The sequence below is a fragment of the Methylosinus sp. C49 genome, from assembly GCF_009936375.1.
Lineage (GTDB): Bacteria > Pseudomonadota > Alphaproteobacteria > Rhizobiales > Beijerinckiaceae > Methylosinus.
This window is the reverse complement of record NZ_AP022332.1, coordinates 134,916-159,311: the sequence shown is the minus strand read 5'-3', so window position 1 is coordinate 159,311 and position 24,396 is coordinate 134,916. Positions and strand designations below refer to the sequence as shown.

The 24,396-nt window shown below is 65.2% G+C and carries 24 protein-coding genes; 1 reads left to right on the top strand and 23 read right to left on the bottom strand.

Annotation, left to right across the window (positions count from 1 at the left end):
• Window positions 1–13: 13 nt before the first annotated feature.
• From GYH34_RS00745 to GYH34_RS00635, 23 genes are all read right to left on the bottom strand, one after another.
• Window positions 14–1,405: an ATP-binding protein gene (locus GYH34_RS00745; RefSeq protein ID WP_161911924.1), complete on the bottom strand. Its 1,392-nt coding sequence runs from the start codon at window positions 1,403–1,405 to the stop codon at window positions 14–16.
• The gene (locus GYH34_RS00740; protein WP_174242347.1) at window positions 1,392–2,888 is read right to left on the bottom strand and encodes a sigma-54 dependent transcriptional regulator; all 1,497 of its coding nucleotides are present in this window, start codon (window positions 2,886–2,888) and stop codon (window positions 1,392–1,394) included. The genes GYH34_RS00745 and GYH34_RS00740 overlap by 14 nt, the downstream gene beginning before the upstream one ends.
• A 12-nt stretch (window positions 2,889–2,900) precedes the next feature.
• Complete coding sequence (gene hypE, locus GYH34_RS00735; protein ID WP_161911923.1) at window positions 2,901–3,950, bottom strand: hydrogenase expression/formation protein HypE; 1,050 nt, start codon at window positions 3,948–3,950, stop codon at window positions 2,901–2,903.
• Window positions 3,947–5,080 carry a hydrogenase formation protein HypD gene (gene hypD, locus GYH34_RS00730; protein ID WP_161911922.1) on the bottom strand — a complete coding sequence of 378 codons (1,134 nt, stop codon included), beginning with the start codon at window positions 5,078–5,080 and terminating at the stop codon, window positions 3,947–3,949. The genes hypE and hypD overlap by 4 nt, the downstream gene beginning before the upstream one ends.
• Window positions 5,077–5,307, bottom strand: a complete 231-nt coding sequence (locus GYH34_RS00725; protein WP_161911921.1) for a HypC/HybG/HupF family hydrogenase formation chaperone — start codon at window positions 5,305–5,307, stop codon at window positions 5,077–5,079. The genes hypD and GYH34_RS00725 overlap by 4 nt, the downstream gene beginning before the upstream one ends.
• 5 nt (window positions 5,308–5,312) lie before the next feature.
• Window positions 5,313–7,505 (bottom strand): carbamoyltransferase HypF, encoded by a 2,193-nt coding sequence (gene hypF / locus GYH34_RS00720; RefSeq protein WP_161911920.1) that lies wholly within the window; start codon window positions 7,503–7,505, stop codon window positions 5,313–5,315.
• A gap of 13 nt (window positions 7,506–7,518) precedes the next feature.
• Window positions 7,519–8,502, bottom strand: a complete 984-nt coding sequence (gene hypB, locus GYH34_RS00715) for a hydrogenase nickel incorporation protein HypB (RefSeq protein ID WP_161911919.1) — start codon at window positions 8,500–8,502, stop codon at window positions 7,519–7,521.
• Window positions 8,502–8,843, bottom strand: a complete 342-nt coding sequence (gene hypA, locus GYH34_RS00710) for a hydrogenase maturation nickel metallochaperone HypA (protein WP_161911918.1) — start codon at window positions 8,841–8,843, stop codon at window positions 8,502–8,504. The genes hypB and hypA overlap by 1 nt, the downstream gene beginning before the upstream one ends.
• Window positions 8,836–9,888, bottom strand: a complete 1,053-nt coding sequence (locus GYH34_RS00705; protein WP_161911917.1) for a nickel-dependent hydrogenase large subunit — start codon at window positions 9,886–9,888, stop codon at window positions 8,836–8,838. The genes hypA and GYH34_RS00705 overlap by 8 nt, the downstream gene beginning before the upstream one ends.
• The gene (hybE, locus tag GYH34_RS00700; protein ID WP_244635214.1) at window positions 9,885–10,394 is read right to left on the bottom strand and encodes a [NiFe]-hydrogenase assembly chaperone HybE; all 510 of its coding nucleotides are present in this window, start codon (window positions 10,392–10,394) and stop codon (window positions 9,885–9,887) included. Before hybE ends, GYH34_RS00705 begins: the two co-directional genes overlap by 4 nt.
• Window positions 10,382–10,579, bottom strand: coding sequence for a rubredoxin (locus tag GYH34_RS00695; protein ID WP_018266926.1), 198 nt, complete (start codon window positions 10,577–10,579; stop codon window positions 10,382–10,384). The genes hybE and GYH34_RS00695 overlap by 13 nt, the downstream gene beginning before the upstream one ends.
• Window positions 10,576–11,430: a hydrogenase expression/formation protein gene (locus GYH34_RS00690; protein WP_161911915.1), complete on the bottom strand. Its 855-nt coding sequence runs from the start codon at window positions 11,428–11,430 to the stop codon at window positions 10,576–10,578. The genes GYH34_RS00695 and GYH34_RS00690 overlap by 4 nt, the downstream gene beginning before the upstream one ends.
• Window positions 11,427–11,867: a hydrogenase accessory protein gene (locus GYH34_RS00685; RefSeq protein ID WP_244635213.1), complete on the bottom strand. Its 441-nt coding sequence runs from the start codon at window positions 11,865–11,867 to the stop codon at window positions 11,427–11,429. Before GYH34_RS00685 ends, GYH34_RS00690 begins: the two co-directional genes overlap by 4 nt.
• Window positions 11,868–12,043: 176 nt before the next feature.
• Window positions 12,044–12,337, bottom strand: a complete 294-nt coding sequence (hypC, locus tag GYH34_RS00680; protein ID WP_161911913.1) for a HypC/HybG/HupF family hydrogenase formation chaperone — start codon at window positions 12,335–12,337, stop codon at window positions 12,044–12,046.
• A gap of 13 nt (window positions 12,338–12,350) precedes the next feature.
• Entirely contained in the window at window positions 12,351–12,572 is a 222-nt protein-coding gene (locus GYH34_RS00675; protein ID WP_161911912.1) for a hypothetical protein, read from the bottom strand.
• Window positions 12,569–13,150 (bottom strand): HyaD/HybD family hydrogenase maturation endopeptidase, encoded by a 582-nt coding sequence (locus GYH34_RS00670; RefSeq protein WP_161911911.1) that lies wholly within the window; start codon window positions 13,148–13,150, stop codon window positions 12,569–12,571. Before GYH34_RS00670 ends, GYH34_RS00675 begins: the two co-directional genes overlap by 4 nt.
• Window positions 13,151–13,215: 65 nt before the next feature.
• Window positions 13,216–13,941: a Ni/Fe-hydrogenase, b-type cytochrome subunit gene (cybH, locus tag GYH34_RS00665; RefSeq protein ID WP_161911910.1), complete on the bottom strand. Its 726-nt coding sequence runs from the start codon at window positions 13,939–13,941 to the stop codon at window positions 13,216–13,218.
• A gap of 12 nt (window positions 13,942–13,953) precedes the next feature.
• Window positions 13,954–15,744, bottom strand: a complete 1,791-nt coding sequence (locus tag GYH34_RS00660; RefSeq protein ID WP_161911909.1) for a nickel-dependent hydrogenase large subunit — start codon at window positions 15,742–15,744, stop codon at window positions 13,954–13,956.
• Window positions 15,745–15,949: 205 nt separating this feature from the next.
• Window positions 15,950–17,023 (bottom strand): hydrogenase small subunit, encoded by a 1,074-nt coding sequence (locus tag GYH34_RS00655; protein WP_161911908.1) that lies wholly within the window; start codon window positions 17,021–17,023, stop codon window positions 15,950–15,952.
• Between the two features lie 191 nt (window positions 17,024–17,214).
• On the bottom strand, window positions 17,215–18,657 hold the full coding sequence (locus GYH34_RS00650) for a nickel-dependent hydrogenase large subunit (RefSeq protein WP_161911907.1): 1,443 nt from the start codon (window positions 18,655–18,657) through the stop codon (window positions 17,215–17,217).
• Window positions 18,654–19,670 (bottom strand): HupU protein, encoded by a 1,017-nt coding sequence (locus GYH34_RS00645; protein WP_161914828.1) that lies wholly within the window; start codon window positions 19,668–19,670, stop codon window positions 18,654–18,656. The genes GYH34_RS00650 and GYH34_RS00645 overlap by 4 nt, the downstream gene beginning before the upstream one ends.
• 43 nt (window positions 19,671–19,713) lie before the next feature.
• Window positions 19,714–21,960 carry a carbohydrate porin gene (locus GYH34_RS00640; RefSeq protein ID WP_161911906.1) on the bottom strand — a complete coding sequence of 749 codons (2,247 nt, stop codon included), beginning with the start codon at window positions 21,958–21,960 and terminating at the stop codon, window positions 19,714–19,716.
• A 230-nt stretch (window positions 21,961–22,190) separates the two neighbouring features.
• On the bottom strand, window positions 22,191–22,511 hold the full coding sequence (locus GYH34_RS00635; protein WP_161911905.1) for a hypothetical protein: 321 nt from the start codon (window positions 22,509–22,511) through the stop codon (window positions 22,191–22,193).
• Window positions 22,512–22,910: 399 nt separating this feature from the next.
• Between GYH34_RS00635 and GYH34_RS00630 the strand changes: the two genes are divergently transcribed.
• Entirely contained in the window at window positions 22,911–24,356 is a 1,446-nt protein-coding gene (locus GYH34_RS00630; protein WP_024878515.1) for a circularly permuted type 2 ATP-grasp protein, read from the top strand.
• Window positions 24,357–24,396 lie beyond the last annotated feature (40 nt).

Below are 24,396 nucleotides of genomic sequence, written 5' to 3'. Positions count from 1 at the left end.
GGGCCGCGGGTCTTCAGGTTCGCAAATCGCGCGTCTCGCCGTCCGTCGCGCGCGGCAGCCGTAGCGTGAAGCGCGCGCCGCCTTCCGGCGACGTGTCGTATTCGATAGAGCCGCCATGCTCATGGGCGATGGAATAGCTGATCCATAGGCCGAGCCCCGTGCCTTCGCCGACCGCCTTTGTGGTGAAGAAAGGCTCGAAGATGCGACTGCGCAGCGCCTCCGGCACGCCCTTGCCATTGTCCTCGACGATCACGATCGCGCAATCGTCTTCGCCGCGCGCGGTGATGGAGACGATCGGCTGCTCCGCCGCTCGCACTGCGTCGAGCGCATTGTCGATGAGATTGACCAGCACGGAATGAATCTGTCCGCTCTGTCCCGAGGCGTAGAGCTCCGGCTCGAGATCGGCGACGATGCGCGCTTTCGCTTTCTTGCTGCGCGAGGCCCATTGCGCGGCCGTCTCCACCACTTTCGACAATGACACCGCCTCGCGCGGCGCCTTGGTGCTGAAGGAGAGGCGGCGCAAATTCTTGACGATCTCGCTGATGCGCACGGCGCCTTCCAGCGTGCCGTCGATCAAGGGCTCGAGATCGGCGAGAATGGCGTCTATGCCGCTCGCGCGGCGCAGCGTCTCCCGCTCCTTCGCGCTCGCGCCCGCATGGATCGCCTCGAGATAGGCGGCGATCCCCTTGCGATAGCGGTCGAGCGTATGAATATTGCCGTAGACGAAGCTGATCGGATTATTGAGCTCATGCGCGACGCCGGCGACGAGCCGGCCGAGGCTCGCCATCTTCTCCTGCTCGACGAGGCGCGATTGCGCCTGCTGCAGATCGACATGGGCGCGATGCAACGCCTCATAGGCGCGGCGCAATTCGCCGATCGGCCGGCCGGTGAAGACGGCGCCGGCTCTGCGTCCATCCGAGTCGAACAGAGGCGAGCAATTGATCGCCATGAGATCGGAAGGGCCGTTGCTCGTGCGAAAGCGCAATTCGACGCTGGTCGGATCGCGCGCCTGTCCTGCGACGATGGCGGCGGCTCGCGCCTGGTCCTCGGCGACGAACAGCGCTACGACGCCGGCGCCCTTCAGCTCCGCCTCGCCGCGGCCCGCGAGCGCCTCGAAAGCGGGATTGACCTGCAGAATAGCGCCGCGCTCGTCGCAGACGATCAGCACGTCGGAGACAGAGGCGATGACGCTCTGAATGAAATTGCGCGCCGCTTCCAGCTCGCCATTCTTGCGCTCGAGATCGGCCTCATAGCCGATGAGGTCCGCATAGACCTCGTCCATCTTCTTGATGACCTCGAGCCAGACGGATTCGCCCCCTTCCGACAGAGCGATCTCCTCCTTGCCGGCGACGAGCGCGATGAGATCGCCATGCTTGGCGTAGGATTTGACGTCAGCTTTCGTCATCGACGACGCGGGAGATGTCATAGCGGGCGATTTTGCTGCGCAGGCCGACGCGCGACAGTCCGAGCTCGTCGGCCACATGGCTGATGTTGCGTCCGTTGCGTTCCAGCGATTCCTTGATCAGCGCGCATTCCAGCATCTCGACACGCTCCTTCAGCGTGAAGCGCTGCTGATCGTCGCATGTGGTCGTCGCGCGATGATCGGCGATGCAAGGCGACAGCAGGCCCGGTGGCAGATTGGCGTCGCCGTCGCTCAGCGCCACCATGCGTTGAATCTCATTGTGCAGCTCGCGCACATTGCCGGGCCAGCCGTAGCGCTCCAACAGCCGCAGCGTTTCCGGCTCGAAGCCCGGCACGCGACGATTGAAGGTCTGGTTCACGGCGACGAGTATGCGCGCGGCGATGATGGCGATATCGCATCGCCGCTCGCTGAGCGGCGACAGATGAATCGGAAAAGCGGCGAGGCGATAATAGAGATCGCGGCGAAAGCGCCCCGCCTCCACCTCGGCGACGATGTTGCGATTGGTGGCGGCGATGACGCGAACGTCGACGCGGCGCGGGCGCTGCGCGCCGAGCGGCCTTATCTCGCCCTCCTGCAGCACGCGCAGCAGCTTCACCTGGAAGGATGGCGAGGTCTCGCCGATCTCGTCGAGAAAGATCGAGCCGCCATCCGCGACCTCGAACAGGCCGACGCGATCCTGATAGGCGCCGGTGAACGCGCCTTTCTTGCAGCCGAATAATTCGCTCTCGAGCAATTCATCCGGCAGCGCGCCGCAATTCTCGACGACGAAACTCTTCTCGCCGCGCGCCGAGCCGTGATGAATGGCGCGCGCCAGCAGCTCCTTGCCCGTGCCCGAGGCGCCGGTGATGAGCACGGAGATGTCATATTCCGCCGCGCGCCGCGCCAGCGCGAGCGTCTGGCGCATCGGACTTTCGGGCGCATGGACGATGCGGCCGAATTCGAACATGCGCCGCTCCGCGCGGCGCCTGTCGCTGGCGAGCCGCTGCAATCGCTCATGCGAGGGCTTGGCCTCGAGCGGCGGCGCCGCGCCGCCATCCTTCTGCGCCGCATAGAGCTGCGCCGCCTCGCGCACCGATTGGATGAGCTTGTCGGGATCCCAGGGCTTGGTGACATATTGGAAAATGCCGGCCTCATTGACGCCGGCGATAATATCTTCCGCATCCGTATAGCCGGAGATGATCATGCGCACCGGCTCGGGCCAATGCTCGCGCACGCGCGTCAAAAATTCGACGCCGCTCTCGCCCGGCATGCGCTGGTCGCAGAGAATCACTTGCACCAGATCGCCGGCGAGCACGGCCTCCGCCTCGGCGGCGCTGCTGGCGCAGACGATCTGAAACTCGCCGCCGAGCACGCGGCGCAGCGATTCGAGCGAGCGCTTCTCATCGTCGACGATGAGCACAGTGGCGCCGTGGGAGATCGGCGTCGCCTCGCTCTCCATCTCGCGGCTGTCCTCGCGCTTGTTCATTTCGCCTCTCGCTCAGCAGATGCGCGGCAATTGCTCGCCGGAGAGCCAGTCGATGATGCGGCCGCCGCCGAAGGCGGTCGTCATCTGCACGAAGCAATGCTCATCGGCGACGATCTCCCCTATGCGCGCGGCCTCTGCGCCCAGCGGATGCGCGCGCATCGTGGCGAGCAGCGCATCGGCGGCCTCGCGCGCGACCACGGCGAGCAGCTTGCCCTCATTGGCCACATGCAGGGGATCGAGTCCCAGCAGCTCGCAGGCGGCGGCCACTTGCGGCGCAATGGGAATGGCTTTCTCGACGATGCGCACGCCGACGCGCGATTGATGCGCGATTTCATTGAGCGTCGCCGCCACGCCGCCGCGCGTCGGATCGCGCATCAGGCGAATGGCGCCGCCTGCGGTCTCCACCATAGCCGCGACGAGCTCGTGCAACGCCGCCGTGTCGGACAGCACCTCTGTATCGAAGGAGAGATTCTCGCGTTTCGACATGACCGCGACGCCATGATCGCCGATGGAGCCGGAGAGCAGCACGACATCGCCGGGCCGCGCCTTGTCGCCGGACAGCGCGAGCCCCGCTGGAATGATCCCTACGCAGCTCGTCGAGATGAAGACGCCATCCGCCTTTCCGCGCTCCACCACTTTGGTGTCGCCGGTGACGATGGCGACGCCGGCCGCGCGCGAGGCTTCGCCCATGCTCTGCGCAATCAGCTTCAGCTCGGCGAGCGGAAAGCCTTCTTCTATGATGAAGCTCGCCGACATATGCAGCGGCCGCGCCCCGGCCATGGCGATGTCGTTGATCGTGCCATGCACGGCGAGCTTGCCGATATCGCCGCCGGGGAAGAACAAGGGCGAGACGACATAGCCGTCGGTCGTCATCGCCATGCGTCCGGCGGGAATGTCGAAGGCCGCCTGGTCATTGCCGGCGGCGAGCCATTCATTGTCGAAGGCCGCGTGAAAAATCTCGCCGATCAGCCGCGCCATGGCGCGTCCGCCGGAGCCATGCGAAAGCTCCACGCGGCCATTGCGGAGATCGAGCTTGCGGCCTGCCGGCTCATGCTTGTTCATGACGCTTTCCGCGCTTCGTTTTGATATTGCCGGAATCTTCCATAGGCCCAATAGGCGGCGCAAGAGCCTTCCGAGGACACCATGCAGGAGCCCATGGGCGTCTCCGGCGTGCAGGCGACGCCGAACAGCTTGCAATCTTGCGGGCGCTTCCGCCCGCGCAAAATCGCGCCGCATTCGCAGGCTGGATTGTCGCGCGCCGGCTTGGTTTCCAAGGCGAAGCGGCGCTCCGCGTCATAATCGGCGTAAGCGTCGCGCAGCTTCAGCGCGCTCTTTGGAATCTCGCCGAGCCCGCGCCATTCGAAGGCCTCGCGCAGCTCGAAAATCTCCGCGACCTCGTCGATGGCTTTGGCGTTGCCGCTCTCGGTGACGGCGCGGCGATATTGATTCTCGATCTCGCAGCGGCCTTCGTTGATTTGCCGCAGCAGCATCAAAATGGCCTGTAGCACATCCAGCGGCTCGAAGCCGGCGATGACGACGGGCTTATGATAATCGCTCGCGAAACGCCGATAGGGCGCGGAGCCGATGACCGTGGAGACATGCGCGGGACCGACGAAGCCTTCGATCTCGACGCCATCATAGGTGTCGAGAATGGCCTGCATCGCCGCCGGCGTCAGCACATGATTGCAGAAGATCGAGAAATTCGTGAGGCCTTTCTTCTGCGCGAGGCGAATGGCGAGCGCGGTCGGCGGCGTGGTCGTCTCGAAGCCGATCGCGAAGAAAACGACTTGGCGCTGCGGCTCCTTCTCGGCGATGGCGATGGCGTCGAGCGTCGAATAGACCATGCGAATATCGGCGCCGTTCGCCTTGGCCTTCATCAGGCTGGAGCCGCCGGAGGCGGGCACGCGCATCAGATCGGCATAGGTGCAGAGAGTCACCTCCTCGCGCGCGGCGAGGCGAATGGCGTCGTCTATGCGGCCCATCGGCAGCACGCAGACGGGGCAGCCGGGGCCGTGAATGAGACGGATATTCTCGGGCAGCAGATCCTCTATGCCATAGCGCGAGATCGCATGCGTATGGCCGCCGCAAAACTCCATGAAGCGATATTGCCGATCGCTCTGCGCTTCCGCGGCGATGCGCTGCGCTATGGCGCGGGCGAGATCGCCGTCGCGATATTCGTCGACATGCTTCATTGCGCCTCTCCCAGCACCGCGGCCTCGCGCAGCAGAGCGAGCGTCGCCATCGCCTCTTCCTCGTCGATCTTGGCGAGCGCATAGCCGACATGCAGCACGACATAATCGCCGATCGCGAGACCATCGACGAGCGCGACGGACACCAGCTTGCCGACGCCATCGACGCTGACGCGCGCCATATCGTCGGGCAGCAGCTCCTCCACACGGGCGGGAATGGCGAGGCACATCTGCGTTAGACCTTTCTCATTCGCGCAATATGGGCTTGGCCGAGCGAGAGGCCGCCGTCATTCGTCGGCGCCGCGCGCGCGAGCAACGCTTCTATTCCAAAGTCGTGAAGGCGCGAGACGAGGCCCTCGGCGAGAATTTTATTCATCATGCAGCCGCCGCCGAGCGCGACGCGCGTTTGTCCGCGCGCCTGCGCCGCCGCGCAGAGCCATTGCGCGAGCGCTTCGATCAGCGTTCCATGAAATAGCTCGGCGCCTTGCGTCGTGGCGAGGCCCGGCTTCAGCAGCGCGGCGAAGAGCTTGGTCAGATCGAGAATACCGTTCTCTATTGCGTAGCCATTGTCGAGCGCGCGCGGGCTTTTGCACAGCGCCTCCAGCTCCATCGCCGCCTGCCCTTCATATTGCTGCACGAGCCTCACGCCGAGCAGCGCCGCCGCTGCGTCGAACATGCGGCCGAGGCTCGTCGTTCTCGCGACATTCGGCGCGCTCGCCAGCATGGCCACCTTGCCGGCGAGCTCCATGCCGGGGAAGCGATCGAACACATCGCCGCAGCGGTCCTGCGCGGCGAGCGCGGCGACACCCATGCGCCAAGGCTCGCGCGCGGCGCGGTCGCCGCCGGGCAGCGGCAGCGGCGCGATATGGCCGAGCCGGCGCCAATGGTCTTCGTCGATCAGCATCAGCTCGCCGCCCCAGGCGCCGCCATCGTCGCCATAGCCATAGCCGTCGAGCGCGGCGCCGAGAATGGGGCCTTCGATTTTATGCTCGGCGGCGATGGCGGCGATATGCGCGGCGTGATGCTGCACGCGAATGACGGGCAGGGCCGTCTCTTCGGCGTAGCGCGTCGAGGTGAGATCGGGGTGGAGATCGCAGGCGACGCGCTCGGGCCTCACATCGAGAATATCGAGCATTCGCGCAATGGTCTCGCGATAGAAGTCGATCGTCGCGCGATCGTCGAGCGAGCCGATATGCGTGGAGACGAAAGCCTCGCGTCCACGCGTTACGGTGATGGTGGTTTTCAGATGCGCGCTCAGCGCCAGAGTGTCGGGGCCGTCGCTCGCGAGCGCTATAGGCTCGGGAACGAAGCCGCGCGCGCGGCGCAGAAGCGCGGGCGCGCCGGCGATGACTGCGACGACGCTGTCGTCGGCGCGCGCGACGATGGCGCGATCATGGCCGACGATGAGATCGGCGATGGAGGCGAGCTTCTCGCGCGCCTCGTCGTCATCGACGATCAACGGCTCGCCGCTCGGATTGGCGCTGGTGGCGACGAGCGCCAGATCCGCGGCGGCGTGAAACAGCAGATGATGTAGCGGCGCATAGGGCAGAAGGAGGCCGATGCGTGAGAGGCCGGGCGCGACGGAGGGGGCAAATTCCTCGCGCTTCTCGACGACGACGATGGGCCGAGCGCGCGATCGCAGCAGGCGCAGTTCTTCTTCGCCGAACAGGCCGGCGCGCGTCGCCGAAGCCGTATCGGCGACCATCACGGCGAAGGGCTTGGCGTCGCGACCCTTGCGGCGGCGCAGCTCGGCGACGGCCGCCTCATCGCGCGCGTCGCAGAGGAGGTGAAAGCCGCCGATTCCTTTCAGCGCGACAATGCCGCCGCTCTGGAGCGTTATGACGATCTGCTCGATCGAATGATCGAGCCGCGGACCGCATTTCGGACAGGCGATCGGCTGCGCGTGAAAACGTCTGTTGGTCGGATCGGCGTAATCGGCCGCGCAATCCTCGCACATTGCGAAAGGCGCCATGGATGTCTGCGCGCGATCATAGGGCAGGCGCCGCGTCAGCGTGTAGCGCGGGCCGCAATGGGTGCAATTGACGAAAGGATAGAGATAGAAACGGCTCTTCGGATCGAAGAGATCATTCAGGCAGGCGTCGCAGACGGCTGCGTCGGGCGTTATGCGCGTCTGCGTCTTTCCGTTGCGGCTCGGCTCGATCGAGAATTTGGCGTCGCGCAGCGGCGTTATCGTCTCGCATTCCAGCGTGTCGATTCGCGCGAGCGGCGGCGGCTCGCGTTTCAGCGCCGCGACGAAATCATCGACGCGCGCGCCTTCGACCTCCATCAGCACGCCTTGCGAATCATTGCGCACGAAGCCGGCCAGCGCATAGCGGTCGGCGAGCGAATGCACAAAAGGGCGAAAGCCGACGCCCTGCACGGCGCCTGTCACGCGCAGCCTCAGCCTCGTCGCCTCGCTCGACGGCATAAGCCTTTTCTCCTCACTTTGCCGCGGCGGCGGCGCGCGCGCTTCTCGCGGCGGCTCGCGCCGCGCGCGCCTCGATCCAGGCGTAGAAGGCCGCCATGCCCTCGCCGGTGCGCGCGGAGACGACCAATGTCTGCAGATCGGGATTGACCTTCAGCGCATTGGCGAGACAACGCCCGACGTCGAACTCCACATGCGGCAGAAGATCGGATTTGTTCAACAGCATCAGATCGGAGGCCGCGAACATTTCGGGATATTTGAGCGGCTTGTCCTCACCCTCCGTCACCGAGAGCACGACGACCTTATGCGCCTCGCCGAGATCGAAAGCCGCGGGGCAGACGAGGTTGCCGACATTCTCGATGAAGAGCAGCGAGGAGGGCGCGACAGAAAGCTCGGCGAGAGCGCGCGAGATCATATGCGCGTCGAGATGGCAGCCCTTGCCGGTGTTGATCTGCAAGGCCGGAACGCCGGTCGCGCGGATACGCTCGGCGTCGTTGGACGTCTGCTGATCGCCTTCGATGACGGAAATGGGAAAGCGATCTTTCAGATCGGTGATCGTGCGCACGAGAAGCTGCGTCTTGCCCGAGCCGGGGCTGGAGACGAAGTTGAGCGCGAAGACGCCGGACTGCTCGAAGCGCAACCGGTTCTCGCGGGCGTGGTCGTTGTTCTTGGAGAGAATGTCTCGTTCTATGCGAACGATGCGCTCCTGGCTGAGGCCGGGAACATGAACGCCCGCAGCGCCGGAGCCGTAATCGTGACGATGGCCGTGGTCGTCACGCGCGTGATCGTGATCATGCACATGATGATGGTCATGATCGTGCGGATGCGGGTGATCATGATGATGATGGTCGTGGTCATGATCGTGGCGGTGATCGTGATCATGATGATGATCGTGAGCGTGGCCATGAGCGTGATCATGCGCATGATCATGCGGATGGTCGTGGCTATGTTCTGGCTTTCCTTCGATGCTGGATGTTCCGCAGCCGCAGACCGTGCACATTAGTCGACCTCCAGTTCCTGCACCCGCATATCCTCGCCGCCGGTGACTTGGACATGATATCCGCCGCACTCCGGGCAAGGGCCAAATCTCTCTTCGACGGCGACGGTCTTGGCGCAATCGAGGCACCAGCCTTCGCCGGGAATGCGCACAATGTCGAGCCGCGCGCCTTGGACGATTCCGCCATGCGTCACGGCCTCGAAGCAGAAGCGGATCGCCTCCGGCTCCACATGGCTCAGCGCGCCGATCTCGAGCCGCACCACGCGCACGCGGGAAAAGCCCTGCTTGCGGCTCTCTTCCTCGATCAGCTCGACGATGCTCTCGGTCAGCGCCATCTCATGCATAGGCGGCCTCGCGAATCTCGACGTGAAAAGCGACGCAGGGATCGAAGAGGCCTGCGAGGCGGGCAATCGTCTGCGCCGCCGCGGCGCGCGGAATGCGCGCGCCGAGCAGGGCGGCGACGAAAGGTCCGGCGGGATGGAAATTCCATTCTGTCGGCGCGACGATCGCATAATTCTCGATCCTGTCGTCCGGTGTGAGCCGAACCCAATGATACAGCTCTCCGCGCGAAGTTTCGACCGCGCAATAGGCTTCGCGCGCGGCGGGAGCGTCGCTGCGGGAGGCGTCTTCCGCGCCGTCGGAGAGGCGCGTCACGAGCCGATCGAGATCGATCATGCGCGCGGAAAAGCGCGCGCAGATCGCGCCGCGCGACAGATCGGTCTCGCGCCAATGACGCGCGAATGCGCCGGTCTCTGGCGCGCGGCCGGCGATGCTCGGCGTGGCGCTGAAGCTTTCGCCCTGCGCCCTTATTCCTTCCAGCACGGCGTCGTCGTCCTCCGCGCGCAGCGCATCGGGCGCGCTCGCGGCTATGGCGGGGCTGCGCGCCAGCGCGCGCGACAATTTGCCGAAAGGTGTATCGCCGCTCATAGCGTCCAGCAGGCCGAGCTTCGCCGTCTCGGCGCGTAGCTTTGCGCCCGTCGCGCTGCGGTCGCGCGCGTCGCCTGCTGCGAGCGCGCGCGTCAGCGTCAGCACGGCGCGCAGGGAGGGCGGCGGAACGGCGTCCTCCGCCATTGTCGTCAGCGCGCGCAATGTCTCGGAAAGGCGCTCGCAATCGAGCGCGACGAGGTTTTGCGGCGTTGGTTCGCGCATTTCTCCGCGCGCCACGGCGATGGCGCGCGAAGCCGCGAAAGCGTGGGAGAGGCCGCAGAGGGAGAACAGCCGTCCGGCGAGCGGCGCGACTTCGGCGGCGGGGCGGCCACGAAACAGACGCGTGAGATGCGCTGGCCGGCTCGAGCGCACGCGCACCGAGCAGATGCGATCATCGGCGAGCTCGGCGACAATGGAGATCGCGCCGGGGCCGAGCCCTCCGAGATCGGCGCCGACGCTCATGGCGAGGCCTCTTCGTCGCCGCGTCGACGGCCGCCGAACAATGCGCGGCGATCGAGGGCGTTGGCGGGCTCCGGCTCGCGCTTCGGCGTTTCGTTCAGCGCTGGATCGAGCAGAGCGTCGAGCGCCGCGCGCGCTGCGGTGCACGCGGCGTCGTGATCGGCGAAATCATCCATGGGCGAGAACAGCGAGCAGGCGGCGATGCGGCCGAAACCATCGATCTCGCTGACATTGAAATCGACGTCGCCGGCCGGAAAGCGCAATTGCAGCCGCGCCGGATCGGGGAAGGGCGCCTCGGCCCCCTCGCGCGGCGCGGCGACGACGAGATTGGCGAACCAGGGCGTGACGATCACGCCCAGCGCATAGGGGCCGAAGTCGCGAAAGCCCACGGGCTCCACTTCGAGCGCCTCGTTGCAGAGGCCGGAGTCCCGCATCGACGTCGCATGGACGCGGCGGTAGAAATCCGCGAGCTTCTCGCCTCTCGCCGCGGCGTCGCTCAATTCTCGCACCTCAAGAATTTCTCTTGCGGCGCGTCGCATTCGGGGCAGCGCCAGTCGGCGGGAAGATCGGCGAAGGCGACGCCCGGCGGAATCTGCCAGACGGGATCGCCCTCGGCGGGATCATAGACATGCCAGCACACGCCGCATTCCATGCGCGCGTCCGGGGCGATATCGCGAAGCGTTTCGTCGCTCATGTGAAATAGGCCTCGTGAATCTCGCGCAGACGCTCGGCGGAATCGTGGAAATCCTCGTCGGCGGCGCAGGCCGCGGCGGGCGTGTCGCCGATCTCCAGAGTGTCGAGGATGATCGTGCCCATGGCGTTGAAGAATTGCACCGACCACACATTGCGGGCGCCGGTCGCGGTGATCTTGGCGGAGCCATAGCCGCGTGAGATCAGCTGCACGGGTCCATTGCCGAGCGTTTGCTGCAAATGCTCCATGTCGATCTCGGACACGGGCAGCAGCGAGAAATTGATGACATGAGATGGATCGCCGGCTTTATGCGCGCGCATGCGGGCGTCGATCTCGGCCAGCATGGGCATCACATTCATCGCGCCTTCCGGCTCCGCGCCGATGGCGATGCTCTCTGCGGTGATTTCCGCTGCGCGCTCGACGACATGGGGAATGGCGGCGATCTCGAGATAATCGGCGGTGAGCCGTCCCTCGGCGTCGGTGAAGCGCACGCGCCACAGGCCGGCCATGGAGGCCTCGAGGATTTGCGCGGTGACGCCCTCGGGGAGGGCGGCGACGCCGCTCACCTCGCCTTCGCCGAGCACCTGGCCGATGAGCTCGCGCTCTTTCGCCTCATAATCGGTGATGTCGAAGAGCCTGCCCGGCGCGTCGGCGCGCTGCGCGGCGAGCGCATCGGCGAGCTGCGGCAGCAGAGCGGCCGCGCGGGGGCATTCGGCGACGGCCTGCTCGCCGGTCGCGGTCGCGAGAAAGGCGATGACGCTGCGCTTGGTCTCCGCCTCGGCGTCATAGCCGATCGGCATGACCGTCATCGCTTCGTCGGCTCCGTCCGGCGAAACCCAGAATCCGGCTTTCATGAGCTCGTCTCCCCTTCCGTGAAGGTGATGCGCACGCGCGGCTCTTTCGCCGGCGCGGCCTGCAATTGCAGCAGCGCCTCGATACGCGAGAGATATTCGGACCAGTCATAGACTTTCGGCAGCACGCCGAGCGTCTCGCTTCCATAGGTCACGACGAGGCTCGGATAGACGCAAACGCTGAAGCGTCCTTCCAGCGTCTTCTCGGCCGCGGGCGCGATGATGGCGGCGCGCAGCCTTCCGGCGAAGGCCTTGACCAGCTGTGGAAAGATGATCGCCACATCATGGGTCTCACTGCGCTGCGCGGGGTCGCCGCCGAAGAACAGCAGAGCATGCGCGCTCGCGCCGGGCTCCGGCGTGAGAAAAGCGTCGATATTGGTCTCGTCCAGCAGAGCGACGCCGGATTTTTCGCTCAGCGCCAGCTGCAACGACCCGGGCATGCGGTCCTCCCATTTTATTTTTGCCGAGGAGGCCGCAATCGCCATGCCATGGGTGCCCGGAGACGGCGACGCGCTAGACGACTGAGTCGAAAGAAGCTTTCCAGCAGGAGCCGAAGGCTCGACAGGTCGCATCTGGAAAGTATCTTATCACTCTGGACAGAGACTTTCCAGCGCCGTCACTTGCGCAGGAATTCCGGTAGCTGCGGCTCGCGATCGACCAGATCGGCGAAAAGGTGATCGACATTCTCGCCGGCGAGGGCTTTTTCCACCGCATCCAGAGCGTCGTCGATCTGCGCGGCCTCGAGCGGGTCGAGCACGCGGACGGCCGTGCCGACATGGACCAGCACCTTGGTCCCGGCGGGCTGCGCGCCGACTAGCGCCATGGAGACGGCGTGGCGTTCGCCGCGCCGATCGCATAGCGCTTCGAAGGCGTCGCCTTCGACGACGGTCATGGGAAAGCCGACGCACATTCTCGAGGGTCCGTCAGCGCCAGGAGGACGCGCGCCAGGGCTTGAACCAGAAGGCCACGGCGACGACCATCGCGCCCCAGCCGAGCGCCATCGCCATGGCGAGCAGATGGTCAGGCTCGGTGAAAATATGGGCGATGTCATAGGCGAGATCGTTGGGATGGTCGCCCGGATGCGCCATGGCGGTCGCCGGAAGCAGAAAAGCGGCGGCCGCAGCCGCGAAACGGATCGCCTTCATGGTCTCGTCTCCTCATCGGCGGCGCCGAGGCGCCTCTCATAGGCGTTGTGGTCTAGGTCATGCCCCAGCAGGCGCTGGAAGCTCTGCGTGCTCTCCGCGCGCGGGCGGAACTCGACGCCCCATTCTGTCAGAGTCGCGACGGCTGCGGCGAGCGCGGGCTCGATAGACGCGACGACCGGGGGCGTCAACGGGCCGCCCCAATCCTCGAGGTCCTGCGGCTGGCAGCCGATCAGCGCGAGGCGCGAGGGATAGCGGCCGAGCAGATCGGCGGCGGAGAGCACCTCCTGAAAGCCGGTCTGATGCAGGCTCATCTTCTTCGCGCCCATGAAGCGCGGAACCTCGCCGTCGCGCACGACGCGCAAGGTTCCGGGCTCGAGGCCGTAGTCTATGGCGTCGAAGACGAGCAACTGATCGCAGGCCTCGACGAATTGCACGAGATAGAGCCCCTGCGTGCCGCCGTCGAGAATTGTGACGTCGCCGCCCGTCTCGTAGCGCGCATGGAACTCCTCCACCGCGCGCACGCCGAAGCCTTCGTCGGCCCAGAGAATATTGCCTATGCCGAGAATGAGAGTGCGCATCGCGTCTCCTCAGCTGCGCTCGATCGCGAGCAGAGCGAAGCGCCGCTTCGCTCCTCGCAATGACGTCACTTGTCGGCTTCGTCGCGGAACACGCGCTCGCCGGAGATCATCGAGGAGATGAGGCTCTGGCGGGAGACGATATCCTCGCGCACGGCGGTATAGATGTGGATGATCACGAAGAGCACGACGCCCCACATGGCGAGATGATGCCAAGTATGGACGTCCTGGCTGTTCGGCCAGATCGTGAACACCCATCCGAACAGCTTGTGCTGCCAGCTGTCGCGGCCGGCGCCCTCGGAATAGAGCGCGAAGCCCGTCACCACCAGAAAGGCCAGATTGAGCATGAAGAGATGCATCATCAGATGGCCGAGCGGATTATGGCCGATGTATTTCTTCGGCTGCTTCACCAAAAAGGCGTACCAGCCGGCCTCGTAGAGAATGCCCGACAGCCATTTGCGGTCCCACACCGGCAGATAGAAAATCTGCTTAGCGTGCTCATTGCCGACGAAAGCCCAATAGATGCGCAGCAGCAGCGCCACGGCGAGCACATAGCCGGCCGAGAAATGGGCGAAGCGTATATAGCCCATCAGGAATTGCGAGCTCGCCTCGCCGGGCGTCGAAGGCAATGGCGAGGCGATGAAATAGCCCGTCGTCGCCAGCACGACGATCGCCGCCGCATTGATCCAGTGCCAGAGCCGCACCGGCGCCTCATAGACATAGACGCTCTGCAGCTCGGCGGCTTTTTCGCCGTGAGCGTCGAGCACGCCATGGATTTGCGTCGCCTCGGTCATGACCTCGCCTCCTCAGCGAACCTTGACTTGCGTCATCTCCTGGCCGTCCTCGCTCATCACATGCGTGGAGCAGGCGAGGCAGGGATCGAAGGAGTGGATGGTGCGCAGAATCTCGAGCGGCTTCTGCGGATCGGCCAGCGGCGTGTCCATCAGCGAGGCCTCGAAGGCGCCGATATTGCCCTTGGGATCGCGCGGGCTGCCGTTCCAGGTCGTCGGCACGACGCACTGGTAATTCTCGATCTTGCCGTCCTTCACCTTGATCCAATGGGCGAGCGCGCCGCGCGGCGCCTCGGTGAAGCCGAAGCCCTTGGCCTCCTTCGGCCAGGCCTGCGGATTCCATTTGTCGATATTGGCGGTGGAGGAGTCGCCGGCCTTGATGTTGGCGATCAGCTTGTTCTGGAAGTGCTCCATCTTGCGCACGGCCCATTGCGCCTCCAACGCGCGCGCCGCCGTGCGGCCGAGCGTCGAGAACAGCGCCGTCACCGGCACGCCGAGCTTCTTCAAAAACTCGTCGGTCGGCTCCTTGAACTCCGGCTTGCCCTGGGCGTAGCCGACGATATAGCGCGCCAGCGGCCCCACCTCGACGGCGTTGCCGCGCCAGCGCGGCGCCTTGATCCAAGAATATTTGCCGGCTTCGTCCAGCTCCTGAATATTGGTCGGCGTGCCCTTGGCGTTGGGGCCGAGCTTGTAATTGGGCTCGGTGACGCCGTCCCAGGGATGCAGCCCCTTGGTCTCGTCTGGATATTTGTACCAGGAATGGGTGACGAACTCCTGGATCTGCTCGGGGTCGGTGTGATCGACCGGGAAAATCTCTTTCAGATTGCCATTGAGGATCACGCCGCGCGGCAGGCCGAGATTGCCAGGAGAAAAATCATTGGCGTGCTCGGGAATATCGCCATAGGCCATGACGTTCTTGCCCGAGAGGCCGCCGCCATAGAGCCAATCCTTGTAGAAGGAGCCGATCGCCAGCACATCCGGCAGATAGACCTTCTCGACGAAGTCGATCGACTGCTGAATGATCGAGGTGACGTCGTTGAGGCGCTCCATATTGATCGCGCCGACCGCGCCGGTTCCATCGACATTGATGGCGCAGGGCACGCCGCCGACGAGCCAGTTCGGATGCGGATTCTTGCCGCCGAAGATCGTTTGGACCTTCACGATCTCCTTTTGGAAATCGAGCGCCTCGAGATAATGCGCGACGGCCATGAGGTTCGCTTCCGGCGGAAGCTTATAGGCGGCATGGCCCCAATAGCCGTTCTTGAACGGGCCGAGCTGTCCCGACTCGACGAATTTCTTCAGGCGGATCTGCAGATCCTTGAAATAGCCGGGCGAGGAGAGCGGCCAATCGGAGATGGACTGCGCCAGCGCCGAGGTCGCCTTGGGATCGGCGGAGAGCGCCGAGACCACATCGACCCAATCGAGCGCATGAAGATGATAGAAATGCACGAGATGATCGTGCACCTGCAGCGCCAGCTGCATCATATTGCGGATGGAGTTGGCGTTCTCGGGGATGGTGATGCCGAGGGCGTTCTCCACCGCGCGCACGGAGGTGAGCGCATGTGTGCCGGTGCAGACGCCGCAGATGCGCTGCGTGAAGGCCCAGGCGTCGCGCGGATCGCGGCCCTTCAAGATGACCTCGATGCCGCGCCACATTGTGCCGGTCGAGACGGCGTTGCGGATCACATTGTTCTTGTCGACATTGACCTCGACGCGGAGGTGTCCCTCGATGCGCGTGACCGGATCGACGACGATGCGCTTGCCGGAATTGTCGAGATTGAAGCCGTTCGGCGTCTGAATGCCCATGATCGCGTTTCCTCGGCGGCGTTTGCTTCTTGTGTTCAAGGGTATTGGGCGAAGGCTCCCTCATCCTGAGGAGCGGCCGAAGGCCGCGTCTCGAAGGATGCGGGAGCCGTCACGCGCGCCCTCTGGATGCCCTCCGCCCTCGTGCTTTTAAGACGCCCGCTGCGCGGGCTCCTCTGCATGAGGGCGCGGGGGGCGCCTGCTCAAATCACCCTTCGTGCTTGGTCGTGATGCGCTTCACCGCGGTGACGCCGGCATGGACGGCGACGGCGCCGCCGACGACGGCCGCGGCCGCGAGGCCCACCTCATCGGCATTATGCTCGATGCCGAAGTGGTTGATCTTGGTCAGCCGGTCGTAGAAGGAGCCCTTGTCCCAGAAATCCTCTTCCGAGCAGCCGATGCAGCCATGGCCGGACTGGATGGGGAAGGAGACGCCGCCGTTCCAGCGCACGGTGGAGCAGGCGTTGTAGGTGGTCGGACCCTTGCAACCCATTTTGTAGAGGCAATGGCCCTTGCGCGCCGCCTCGTCGTCCCATTCCTCCACGAACTGCCCGGCGTCGAAATGCGGGCGGCGGTAGCATTTGTCATGGATGCGCTGGGAGTAGAACATTTTCGGCCGGCCCTGCCGGTCGAGCTCCGGCAGCCTGCCGAAAGTGGTGACGAAGGTGACGACGCCGGTCATCACTTCGGCGATGGGCGGGCAGCCCGGCACCTTGATGATCGGCTTGTCCTTGATGACCTTGTCGATCGGCGTCGCTTGTGTCGGATTGGGCTTGGCCGCCTGCACGCAGCCCCAGGAGGCGCAGGCGCCCCAGGCGATGATCGCCATGGCGTCCTCGGCCATCCATTTCAGCTTCTCGACGAAGGGCTTGCCGCCGTCGATGCAGAACATGCCGCCTTCGTTCAGCGGCGGATTGCCCTCGACAGCCAGAATATATTTGCCCTTGTACTTTTCCTTGGTCTCTTCCAGTATCGCCTCGGCCTGATGTCCGGCGGCGGCCATGATCGTGTCGTCGTAGTCGAGCGAGATCATCGACAGCACGACGTCCTTGGCCAGCGGATGCGCCGAGCGGATGAAGCTCTCCGAGCAGCAGGTGCATTCGAGCCCATGCATCCAGATCACCGGAATGCGCGGCTTGGTCTCCAACGCCTGCGCCATTTGCGTGGCGGCGGTGTGACCGAGGCCGAGGCTCGCCGCGGTGAGCGAGCAGAATTTGGTGAAGCTGCGGCGCGTGACGCCCTGACGGCGAATGACGTCGTAGAAGGTTTCGATGGCGGCCATTTCCTTCCCCACCCTTGTGCAATGCGGCATTCGCGCGACGGCGCCGCTTGGGGAAAGAGCGGCAAGATGCGGGCCAGCGCGAGGGTAAGGAGAATCTTTCCAGGCTCTCAGGCGATTGCCGCAAATCTCTTCGCTCTCGGAGGGCGCGATGAGGAGAAGCGGCTTTCCAGTCGCGGAAAGAGTCTAGACAGTCAATGCGCCGTGCAGACCATGCAAGGATCGAAGGAGCGCACGATATGCTGCACCGCGACATTGGTCGCGCCATCTTCGCCCACGCCAAGCCCTGCGAGCGCCTGCTCCAGCGGGCCCGGATTGCCGGCGGCGTCGCGCGGGGAGAAATTCCAGGTCGTCGGCGCGATGATCTGATAGCGCTCGATCTGCCCGTCGCGAAACGTCGCCCAATGGCCGAGCGTTCCGCGCGCCGCCTCGACGAAGCCGACGAAGGCGCCGTCGGCGAGCGGCGCGTCGGGCGCGCAATAGGGCTCGCTCGGCGCCAGCGCGCGGGTCCAATCCTCCATTGCCTGGGTGAGCTGCGCGATTTCGAGGACGCGCGCGACGATGCGGGCGAGGACAGTGGAGCCGCCGCCTGCCAGCAGGTCGCGGATCAGCGGATGGCCGGCGACGGCCTGACGCGCCAGCGCGCCCACCTCCACAGCGCGGCCCTCGAGCCGCGGCGCCTTGGCGAAACTATAGGCCCCCTCGCGGTGAATATCCGGCAGCGTGTCGGAAAGGGCCGGATCGGCGGCGGTGTCGCGCATATAGGCGTGCGAGACATCCTCCTCGATATGATCGAGCGGCGGCTCTCGTAGCCCGCCCGTCTTCGTGTCGAGAAGGCCGGCGGGGAAGCGATGGCCCTCCGGCCCGAGATAGGCGCCGGCCGAGAGCAGCAGGCCGGGGCCGCGTCCCATCTCCTCGAGGCGCAGATCGCGGGCGATGCGCAGAAAAGCGGAAAAATCGCCGGCGGCGCTGTCCGCGAAGCGATCGAGCTCCTCGATCGAGGAGAGGGCGGTCACGGCCTCCAGCGGCGCGGCGAAGAGCGTGCGCTCGAGAAAGGCGCGAAAATCCGCGAGCAGGGCGCGCAGCCGCATCTCATCGCCGAGCGCCAGCGCCCGCGTGACGCCGCCGGCGCGGAAGGCGAGGCTGTGCGGCCATTTGCCGGCGATCAGCCCCATCGTCTCCAATAGGCGCGCGCGCGCCGGCAGCGCCTCGCGCAGCGCCGCGCCGGAGACGGCTTTGAAGCGCGCCTCGGCAGAGGCATGCCAGGGCCGGCCGGCATAGGCGGCGCGGGCGAAATCCGGCATGAAGAAGACGTAGAAATGCGTCAGATGGTCGGCGATATTCTCCGCCGCATGGGCGATATTCGTCGCCAGAAGCCCATTGGGCGCGGGCGCGATCGGCTGGGCGGCGCGCAGCGCTGCGGCCGCCGCCAGAGATTGCGAGACCGAGCATATGCCGCAGATGCGCGGGGCGATCGCCAGCGCGTCGGCGGCCGGGCGGCCGAGCAGCAATTGCTCGAAGCCGCGATAGAGCGAGGCCGAGACGCGCGCCTCGCGCACCACGCCATTCTCGACGTCGAGCGTCACCTCGAGATCGCCCTCGACGCGATTGAACGGCCCGACGATGACGCGGCTCATGTTTTTTTCTTCTCCGTCCCCGGCGTCGGGGCGCGGGCGATATGGTCGCTGCGGGCGTTCTCGCGCACGCGTTTTGGCGTCGCCGATTTGGAGAGGGCGGCGAGCGCCACGAACCAGGCTTTGGGCATATCCAGCGGCAGGCCGACGGGAATGCCGCCGATCTTGGGCGTGCGATGGAAGCCGCGCGTCGCCTCGAAGCTCGGCGATGTGCAGGCGATGCAGGTCGAGCCCGCCTGCGTGCAGGAGCCGCCGCCGTTCCAGCCGCGCTGATTGCAGTCGCCCACCGCCTGCGTCGCCTTGCAGCCCAAATGCTCCATCAGGCAGCCGCGCTCCGAGAAGTCCTCGGCGCTGGCCTTGAACTCGTAGAATTCATTGCGGCTGCAGCCGTGATGGGCGAGATGGTCGGCGAAAATGCGCGGCCGGCCGTAATCATCCATATCGGCCTGCGTGAAACGGCCGAGCGAGAGCGCGAGCAGCGTCTCCATGATCCAGCCCGGATGCGGCGCGCAGCCGGAGACATTGACGACCGGCAGCCCTTTGACCGAGCGATAATCGGGGCCGAGCGCCCCGCCCATATCGACGCCGGAATATTGCAGCCCACTGGCGTCGGTGGGGTCGGGCGCGCCGGCCGGCACGCCGCCGAAAGCGGCGCAGCTTCCCACCGCCACGCAATAATCGGCGCGCGGCGCCAGAGCGCGCGCCCAATCCAGCATGCTGCGTCCGGTGCCGGAGAGCTTGTTGAAGAGGCCGGTGCCCTCCGGGCCGTGGAGGATAGAGCCCTCTATGCAGAGCGCGCCGAGCTTCTCCTCGCCGCGCTCTATGCGGGCGAGAATGGCGCGGGCTTCCTCGCCGGTCTCCTCGCTGACGCTCGGATGCCAGAGGAGACGTATGCCGAAGCCGCGCAGCTCCTCGAACCAGCCGGAAGCGCCGCGCTCCAGCGTCGCCATCGTGCAGCCGCCGCAGCTGCCGGCCTGCAGCCAGAGCAGAGTGAAATCGTCGCGCGCCTCGGTCATCTCGCGCCGATTGTAGAACAATCGGCGCCGGCGCCCAAATCTCTCAAAATTGCGCGTGCAGCCGCAGGCCGAAGACATTGATCGGCCCCCGCGCGGCGTTGTGCGCGGGATTGCCGATGAGCTGATAGTCGAGCGTCAGCTCGACGCCGTCGCGAACATTGTATTTGTAATAGGTCTCCAGCACTTTTTCGCCGGCGTAGGAGAGCCCGCCGTCGCCGATATAGACGCTGGTTCCGCCGAGGCCGAAATAGCTCACGCGCGGGCCGGCGAGGCCGGAGAACACCATTGCGCCGCCGATCTCGTCCTTGTCGCGGCCCCACAGCGCGCCGGCGGCGGTGAAGCCGGTCGAGAGCGAGCGGTCTATGTCGGTGTAATCGACGGTCTCGAAGCGTCCGTCGGACATGCTGGCGCGCAGGAAAAAGCCGATCTCCTTGGAGAGCTGCTGCTGCACGTTGATTCCGCCGCCGACCTTCACATGGCGCTTGCGAATCCATGGATTGTTGACGTCCGGCGGAAAATTGCCGGTGAGGTAGGCAAAGTCGATGGCGTCCTGCACCTTGGCGAGATTGCCATTGTCGGCGAAGGCCAGGAATTTGATCACGCCCGGCTGCTCGAGGAGATCGTAGCGCGCCTCGAATTCGGCGACGCCCATGAATTGGCGGCCGATCTGCGGCTCGATATAGGGGCCGTTGGGGATCTCGGAGAGCTGGAACAAGCCGCCGCGCGCGGTCCACCAATCCTGCTTCCACTCCAACGCCGCGCCATAGGTATAGCCCCAGGAATCGGCGGCGTAGTCGAAGGCGGCGAGCGTGTTGACGCCGAAGTTCAGGAAGCCCGTCGTCGGATCATGGGCGTATTTGTTGTCGTCGAAAATATCGGGCACGCTGAACTTGCCGATGGTGAGGATCACGCGATCCTTGTCGACCTTGCCGGACAGCTGATTCTGCGTCGATTCCAGCACCTCGTTGAAGGAGCCGGTTTCCGGATCGTCGACCTTCTCGCCGCCGTCGAGCCCGATGATCTGGCGCAGGAAATAGCGCTGGAAGCGCATATAGGGCGCGGCGCGTCCGACCTTGGCGACGGCGCCGTTCACATAGGAGGCGGCCCCGACCGAATTGGCGAGGCCATAGCCCATGTCGACCTCTGGATTGAGATAGACGGCGGCGCCCTTCCAAAGGCGCACGCCCATGAAGAGATTGCTGGTCGAGCCGGCGTCGGCGAGGCCTTTGGGCGGAAAGCTGTGCGTGCCCGTATAGAGCGCCGGAAATTTCGGATAGCCCTGCACGACCGCCGTCGTCTGGCCGTGGAAGCTGTAGATCTCCTCGTCCTTCTTGTCGTCCTTCTCTTCCTTCTTTTCCTTGTCTTTCGCCTTATCCGCGCGCTTGCCTTTCTTGCCGCCCTTTTTCCCTTTTTCCTCGTCGGAGGCGGCGTTCTCGCCCTTGGCCGCGTCGGAGGTCTTCTCGTCGTCGCTCTCGGCGTTTCCGCGCGCTTCCTCCTGCGGATCGAAACGGTAGTTCAGGCCGAGACGCATCACATGCGCCTCGCTGCGTTGACGCGCGGCGAATTGGAAGGAGAAATTATTGTCGTAGACGCGGTTCTGCAATTGCTGGTTCACATAGAGATATTCGAGCCGCGCCGAGAAATGCTCGTCGAGCGCCTGCTCGATTCCGCCGCCGATCGCATATTTCATGCGCGAGGATTTCGAGATCGGTGCGAAGAAAAGTCCGAGCTGCCCCGCGTCGTAAAAGACGAGATTGGACGCGCCGCGCCAGCCGCCGGCGGCGATTCCGCCAGTGGCGTAGAGGAGCGTGCGGTCGAAGGCGTAGCCGAGGCGCGCGCGAATGCTGGCGAAGTAATCGCCATTCTCGTCCGAGGTCAGCCCATAGGCCGTGATCCCGAGTGGGCCATAGGCGGTGGGCGCCGGAAAAATTCCGGTGGAGGCGCGGCGCAGGCCGAGAAAATTCAAATCGGTCTCGAGGCCATAGACCCAAGGGCCGCGCTGCCAGTCGTAGCCGATCTGCGCGCCGAAGCTCGCTCCGGCGCGGTCGCGGTTCGGCGCCGCGAGGTCGAAGGCGCCGCTCGTGAAGCCGCTGCCGGCTTGCAGCGTTCCGCCGCTCGCAATGGGCAGGCCGCCGCCGGCGTTCACACCGATATGCAGTCCCGCCCAAGTGAATGCGGGCGGGGATGTGAATGCGGGCGTCTCGGACGGCTTGTCGGCGGCCGTCGATGGGCTCGCGTATTGGAGCGCGAACGTCAGCGTCGCCAGTGTGGCGAGAAGTCGGAAATGCATCGGCTCGTCGTTCGATCTTCTATGCGATTCGCATATTGGCAGAGTTTCATGTCGCACGCGCGAAAGGGAAAAACGTACGAGCGCAGCCTTTACAGTTCAGCGTCGTGAAGCTTTGATGACGATGGCCGAGCCTCGAGCGCTCGTCGTTCCGGCGGGAGCGCCGACCGGGACGACGAGCGCGGAGCTTCGCAATACTTCGTTGGAGCGCCGTTCGATCGGAGAGCGCTCTATCATATCCCGATCGTGCGCGATGCGAGACGTGCGAAGGACCTTTCGCGTATCGATCGGATGAGGCGCGCATGGCGGCGGGAAAAGCCGCGCTGGCGACTCTGCGCATCCTCGTCCTCGGCGCGGCCGGGCGTGTCGGTCTCCTTGTCCCAGAGGCAGACGGGCCGGCGCGTCGCGGCGTCGATCGCCCAAGCGGCGCGCGGATGCGTGCGACGCCCGGCGAGGCGCAGATCGCGCAGCTCCGCCGGCGTGGCGATGGGAATGACGCCGCTCTGCGCCGAGCGCAGGCGGAGGTTGAGATAGGGGCGGGAAAACATCTTCATCGCTCTCGTCCTTCTGGCCTTTGTGGCGGCCGAAGGCGTGAGCGGCGGGGGGAGCGCTAGGCTCTGGCGACGCCTCTCACGCGGTCCTTTCGGCCGCGGGCTTCTGTGTGAGGCGCGACGCGCGCAGACGAGGCTGCGGCGGCTGCGCCGAGGCGGCTGTTGCCGAGGCTACTGCCCATGAGTCCTTCGCAAGTGTGGATCGCCGAGCGACTCGAAAATCGCGCCGACGCTCTTGGTTTTGATGCGCGGCGCATGGCTTGTCAACGACAAACGGATTAGAAGACGAGGCGGATCGAAGAGGGCTGCGGCGATGCTCGAGCCGTCTGGCTCGCTTCTTGCCACGCTCCGCCACAAAGGCGCATCGTCCGGCGCGCCGAAACCTCGAGGGAGAGCGATAACGTGCTTTCGAAGGTGGCGAAATTCGATGAGATGGACGGTGTCGACGGCGTGACCCGTGTTCCTTATGAAAAGCTCGCCAAATGGCTCACCTCGGTGGAGCCCGAGTTTCTCGCCTCCCGCCGGGCGCAGGCGGAGCTTCTGTTTCGGCGCATCGGCATCACCTTCGCCGTCTACGGCTCGCAGGAGGCGACCGAGCGGCTCATCCCCTTCGACATTCTGCCGCGCATCATCGCCCGCGCCGAATGGGCTCAGCTCGAGAAGGGCCTGATTCAACGCGTGAAGGCGCTGAATCTGTTTCTCGCCGATCTCTATGGCCCGGGCGAGATATTGAAAGCGGGCGTGGTTCCGTCGGAGCTCGTCTATCGCAATCCCGCCTTTCGGCCGGAGATGGCGGGACGCCGCGTGCCGCACGACATCTTCGTGCATATCGCCGGCATAGACATCATCCGCACCGACGATGACGGCTTCTATGTGCTGGAGGACAACGCCCGCACGCCTTCCGGCGTCTCCTACATGCTGGAAAATCGCGAGGTGATGATGCGCCTGCTGCCCGATCTCTTCGGGCTGCATCGCGTCGCGCCGATCGAGAATTATCCCGATCAATTGCTCGCCACTCTGCGCTCCGCCGCGCCGCGCGGGGCGGGGGCCGATCCGGTGAGCGTGCTGCTGACGCCCGGCCAATATAATTCGGCCTTCTACGAGCATTCCTTCCTGGCCGACAAGCTCGGCATAGAGCTGGTCGAAGGGCGCGATCTCTTCGTCAAGGACGACGTCGTCTTCATGCGCACCACAGAGGGGCCGCGCCGCGTCGATGTGATCTACCGGCGCCTGGACGATGACTTCCTCGACCCGCTGGCCTTCCGCCCCGATTCCGCTCTGGGCGTCGCCGGCCTGATGGGCGCCTATCATGCAGGCAATGTGACCCTCGCCAATGCAGTCGGCACCGGCGTGGCCGATGACAAGGCGATCTACACCTATATGCCGGAGGTGATCCGCTTCTATTTGGGCGAGGAGCCGCTGCTGAAGAACGTCCCCACCTGGCGCTGCCGCGAGAAGGAGGCGCTCCGCTATGTGCTCGACCATTTGGGCGAGCTGGTGGTGAAGGAGGTCAATGGCTCCGGCGGCTATGGCATGCTGGTCGGCCCGCACGCGACAAAGGCGCAGATCGCGGAATTCGCGGCCAAGCTCGCCGACAATCCCACCAATTTCATCGCCCAGCCGACGCTCGCCCTCTCCACCTGCCCGGTGTCGGTAGCGAGCGGCGTCGCGCCCCGCCATGTCGATCTCAGACCCTTCGTGCTCTATGGTCCCAATGGCGCGAGCGTGGTGCCGGGCGGCTTGACGCGCGTGGCCATGACGGAGAATTCTCTCGTCGTGAATTCCAGCCAAGGCGGCGGAACCAAGGACACATGGATCATCGACGATGCGCCGCTCGCGCGCGCATGACGAATTCGCAATAGAACAGCGCGCCGAAACGACGGGATCT

Excerpts from the sequence above, each read along its gene's own strand:
- GYH34_RS00635 (WP_161911905.1), bottom strand. The coding sequence starts at position 22,511 with ATGAAGATGTTTTCCCGCCCCTATCTCAACCTCCGCCTGCGCTCGGCG.
- hypD (WP_161911922.1), bottom strand. The coding sequence starts at position 5,080 with ATGAAGCATGTCGACGAATATCGCGACGGCGATCTCGCCCGCGCCATA.
- GYH34_RS00725 (WP_161911921.1), bottom strand. The coding sequence starts at position 5,307 with ATGTGCCTCGCCATTCCCGCCCGTGTGGAGGAGCTGCTGCCCGACGAT.
- GYH34_RS00645 (WP_161914828.1), bottom strand. The coding sequence starts at position 19,670 with ATGACCGAGGCGCGCGACGATTTCACTCTGCTCTGGCTGCAGGCCGGC.
- hypF (WP_161911920.1), bottom strand. The coding sequence starts at position 7,505 with ATGCCGTCGAGCGAGGCGACGAGGCTGAGGCTGCGCGTGACAGGCGCC.
- hypC (WP_161911913.1), bottom strand. The coding sequence starts at position 12,337 with ATGTGCGTCGGCTTTCCCATGACCGTCGTCGAAGGCGACGCCTTCGAA.
- hypB (WP_161911919.1), bottom strand. The coding sequence starts at position 8,502 with ATGTGCACGGTCTGCGGCTGCGGAACATCCAGCATCGAAGGAAAGCCA.
- GYH34_RS00690 (WP_161911915.1), bottom strand. The coding sequence starts at position 11,430 with ATGAAAGCCGGATTCTGGGTTTCGCCGGACGGAGCCGACGAAGCGATG.
- GYH34_RS00670 (WP_161911911.1), bottom strand. The coding sequence starts at position 13,150 with ATGCGCACTCTCATTCTCGGCATAGGCAATATTCTCTGGGCCGACGAA.
- GYH34_RS00740 (WP_174242347.1), bottom strand. The coding sequence starts at position 2,888 with ATGAACAAGCGCGAGGACAGCCGCGAGATGGAGAGCGAGGCGACGCCG.
- GYH34_RS00650 (WP_161911907.1), bottom strand. The coding sequence starts at position 18,657 with ATGAGCCGCGTCATCGTCGGGCCGTTCAATCGCGTCGAGGGCGATCTC.
- GYH34_RS00640 (WP_161911906.1), bottom strand. The coding sequence starts at position 21,960 with ATGCATTTCCGACTTCTCGCCACACTGGCGACGCTGACGTTCGCGCTC.
- cybH (WP_161911910.1), bottom strand. The coding sequence starts at position 13,941 with ATGACCGAGGCGACGCAAATCCATGGCGTGCTCGACGCTCACGGCGAA.
- hypE (WP_161911923.1), bottom strand. The coding sequence starts at position 3,950 with ATGAACAAGCATGAGCCGGCAGGCCGCAAGCTCGATCTCCGCAATGGC.
- hypA (WP_161911918.1), bottom strand. The coding sequence starts at position 8,843 with ATGCATGAGATGGCGCTGACCGAGAGCATCGTCGAGCTGATCGAGGAA.
- GYH34_RS00685 (WP_244635213.1), bottom strand. The coding sequence starts at position 11,867 with ATGCCCGGGTCGTTGCAGCTGGCGCTGAGCGAAAAATCCGGCGTCGCT.
- GYH34_RS00660 (WP_161911909.1), bottom strand. The coding sequence starts at position 15,744 with ATGGGCATTCAGACGCCGAACGGCTTCAATCTCGACAATTCCGGCAAG.
- GYH34_RS00695 (WP_018266926.1), bottom strand. The coding sequence starts at position 10,579 with ATGAGCGACGAAACGCTTCGCGATATCGCCCCGGACGCGCGCATGGAA.
- GYH34_RS00745 (WP_161911924.1), bottom strand. The coding sequence starts at position 1,405 with ATGACGAAAGCTGACGTCAAATCCTACGCCAAGCATGGCGATCTCATC.
- GYH34_RS00655 (WP_161911908.1), bottom strand. The coding sequence starts at position 17,023 with ATGGCCGCCATCGAAACCTTCTACGACGTCATTCGCCGTCAGGGCGTC.
- GYH34_RS00705 (WP_161911917.1), bottom strand. The coding sequence starts at position 9,888 with ATGAGCGTCGGCGCCGATCTCGGAGGGCTCGGCCCCGGCGCGATCTCC.
- GYH34_RS00675 (WP_161911912.1), bottom strand. The coding sequence starts at position 12,572 with ATGAAGGCGATCCGTTTCGCGGCTGCGGCCGCCGCTTTTCTGCTTCCG.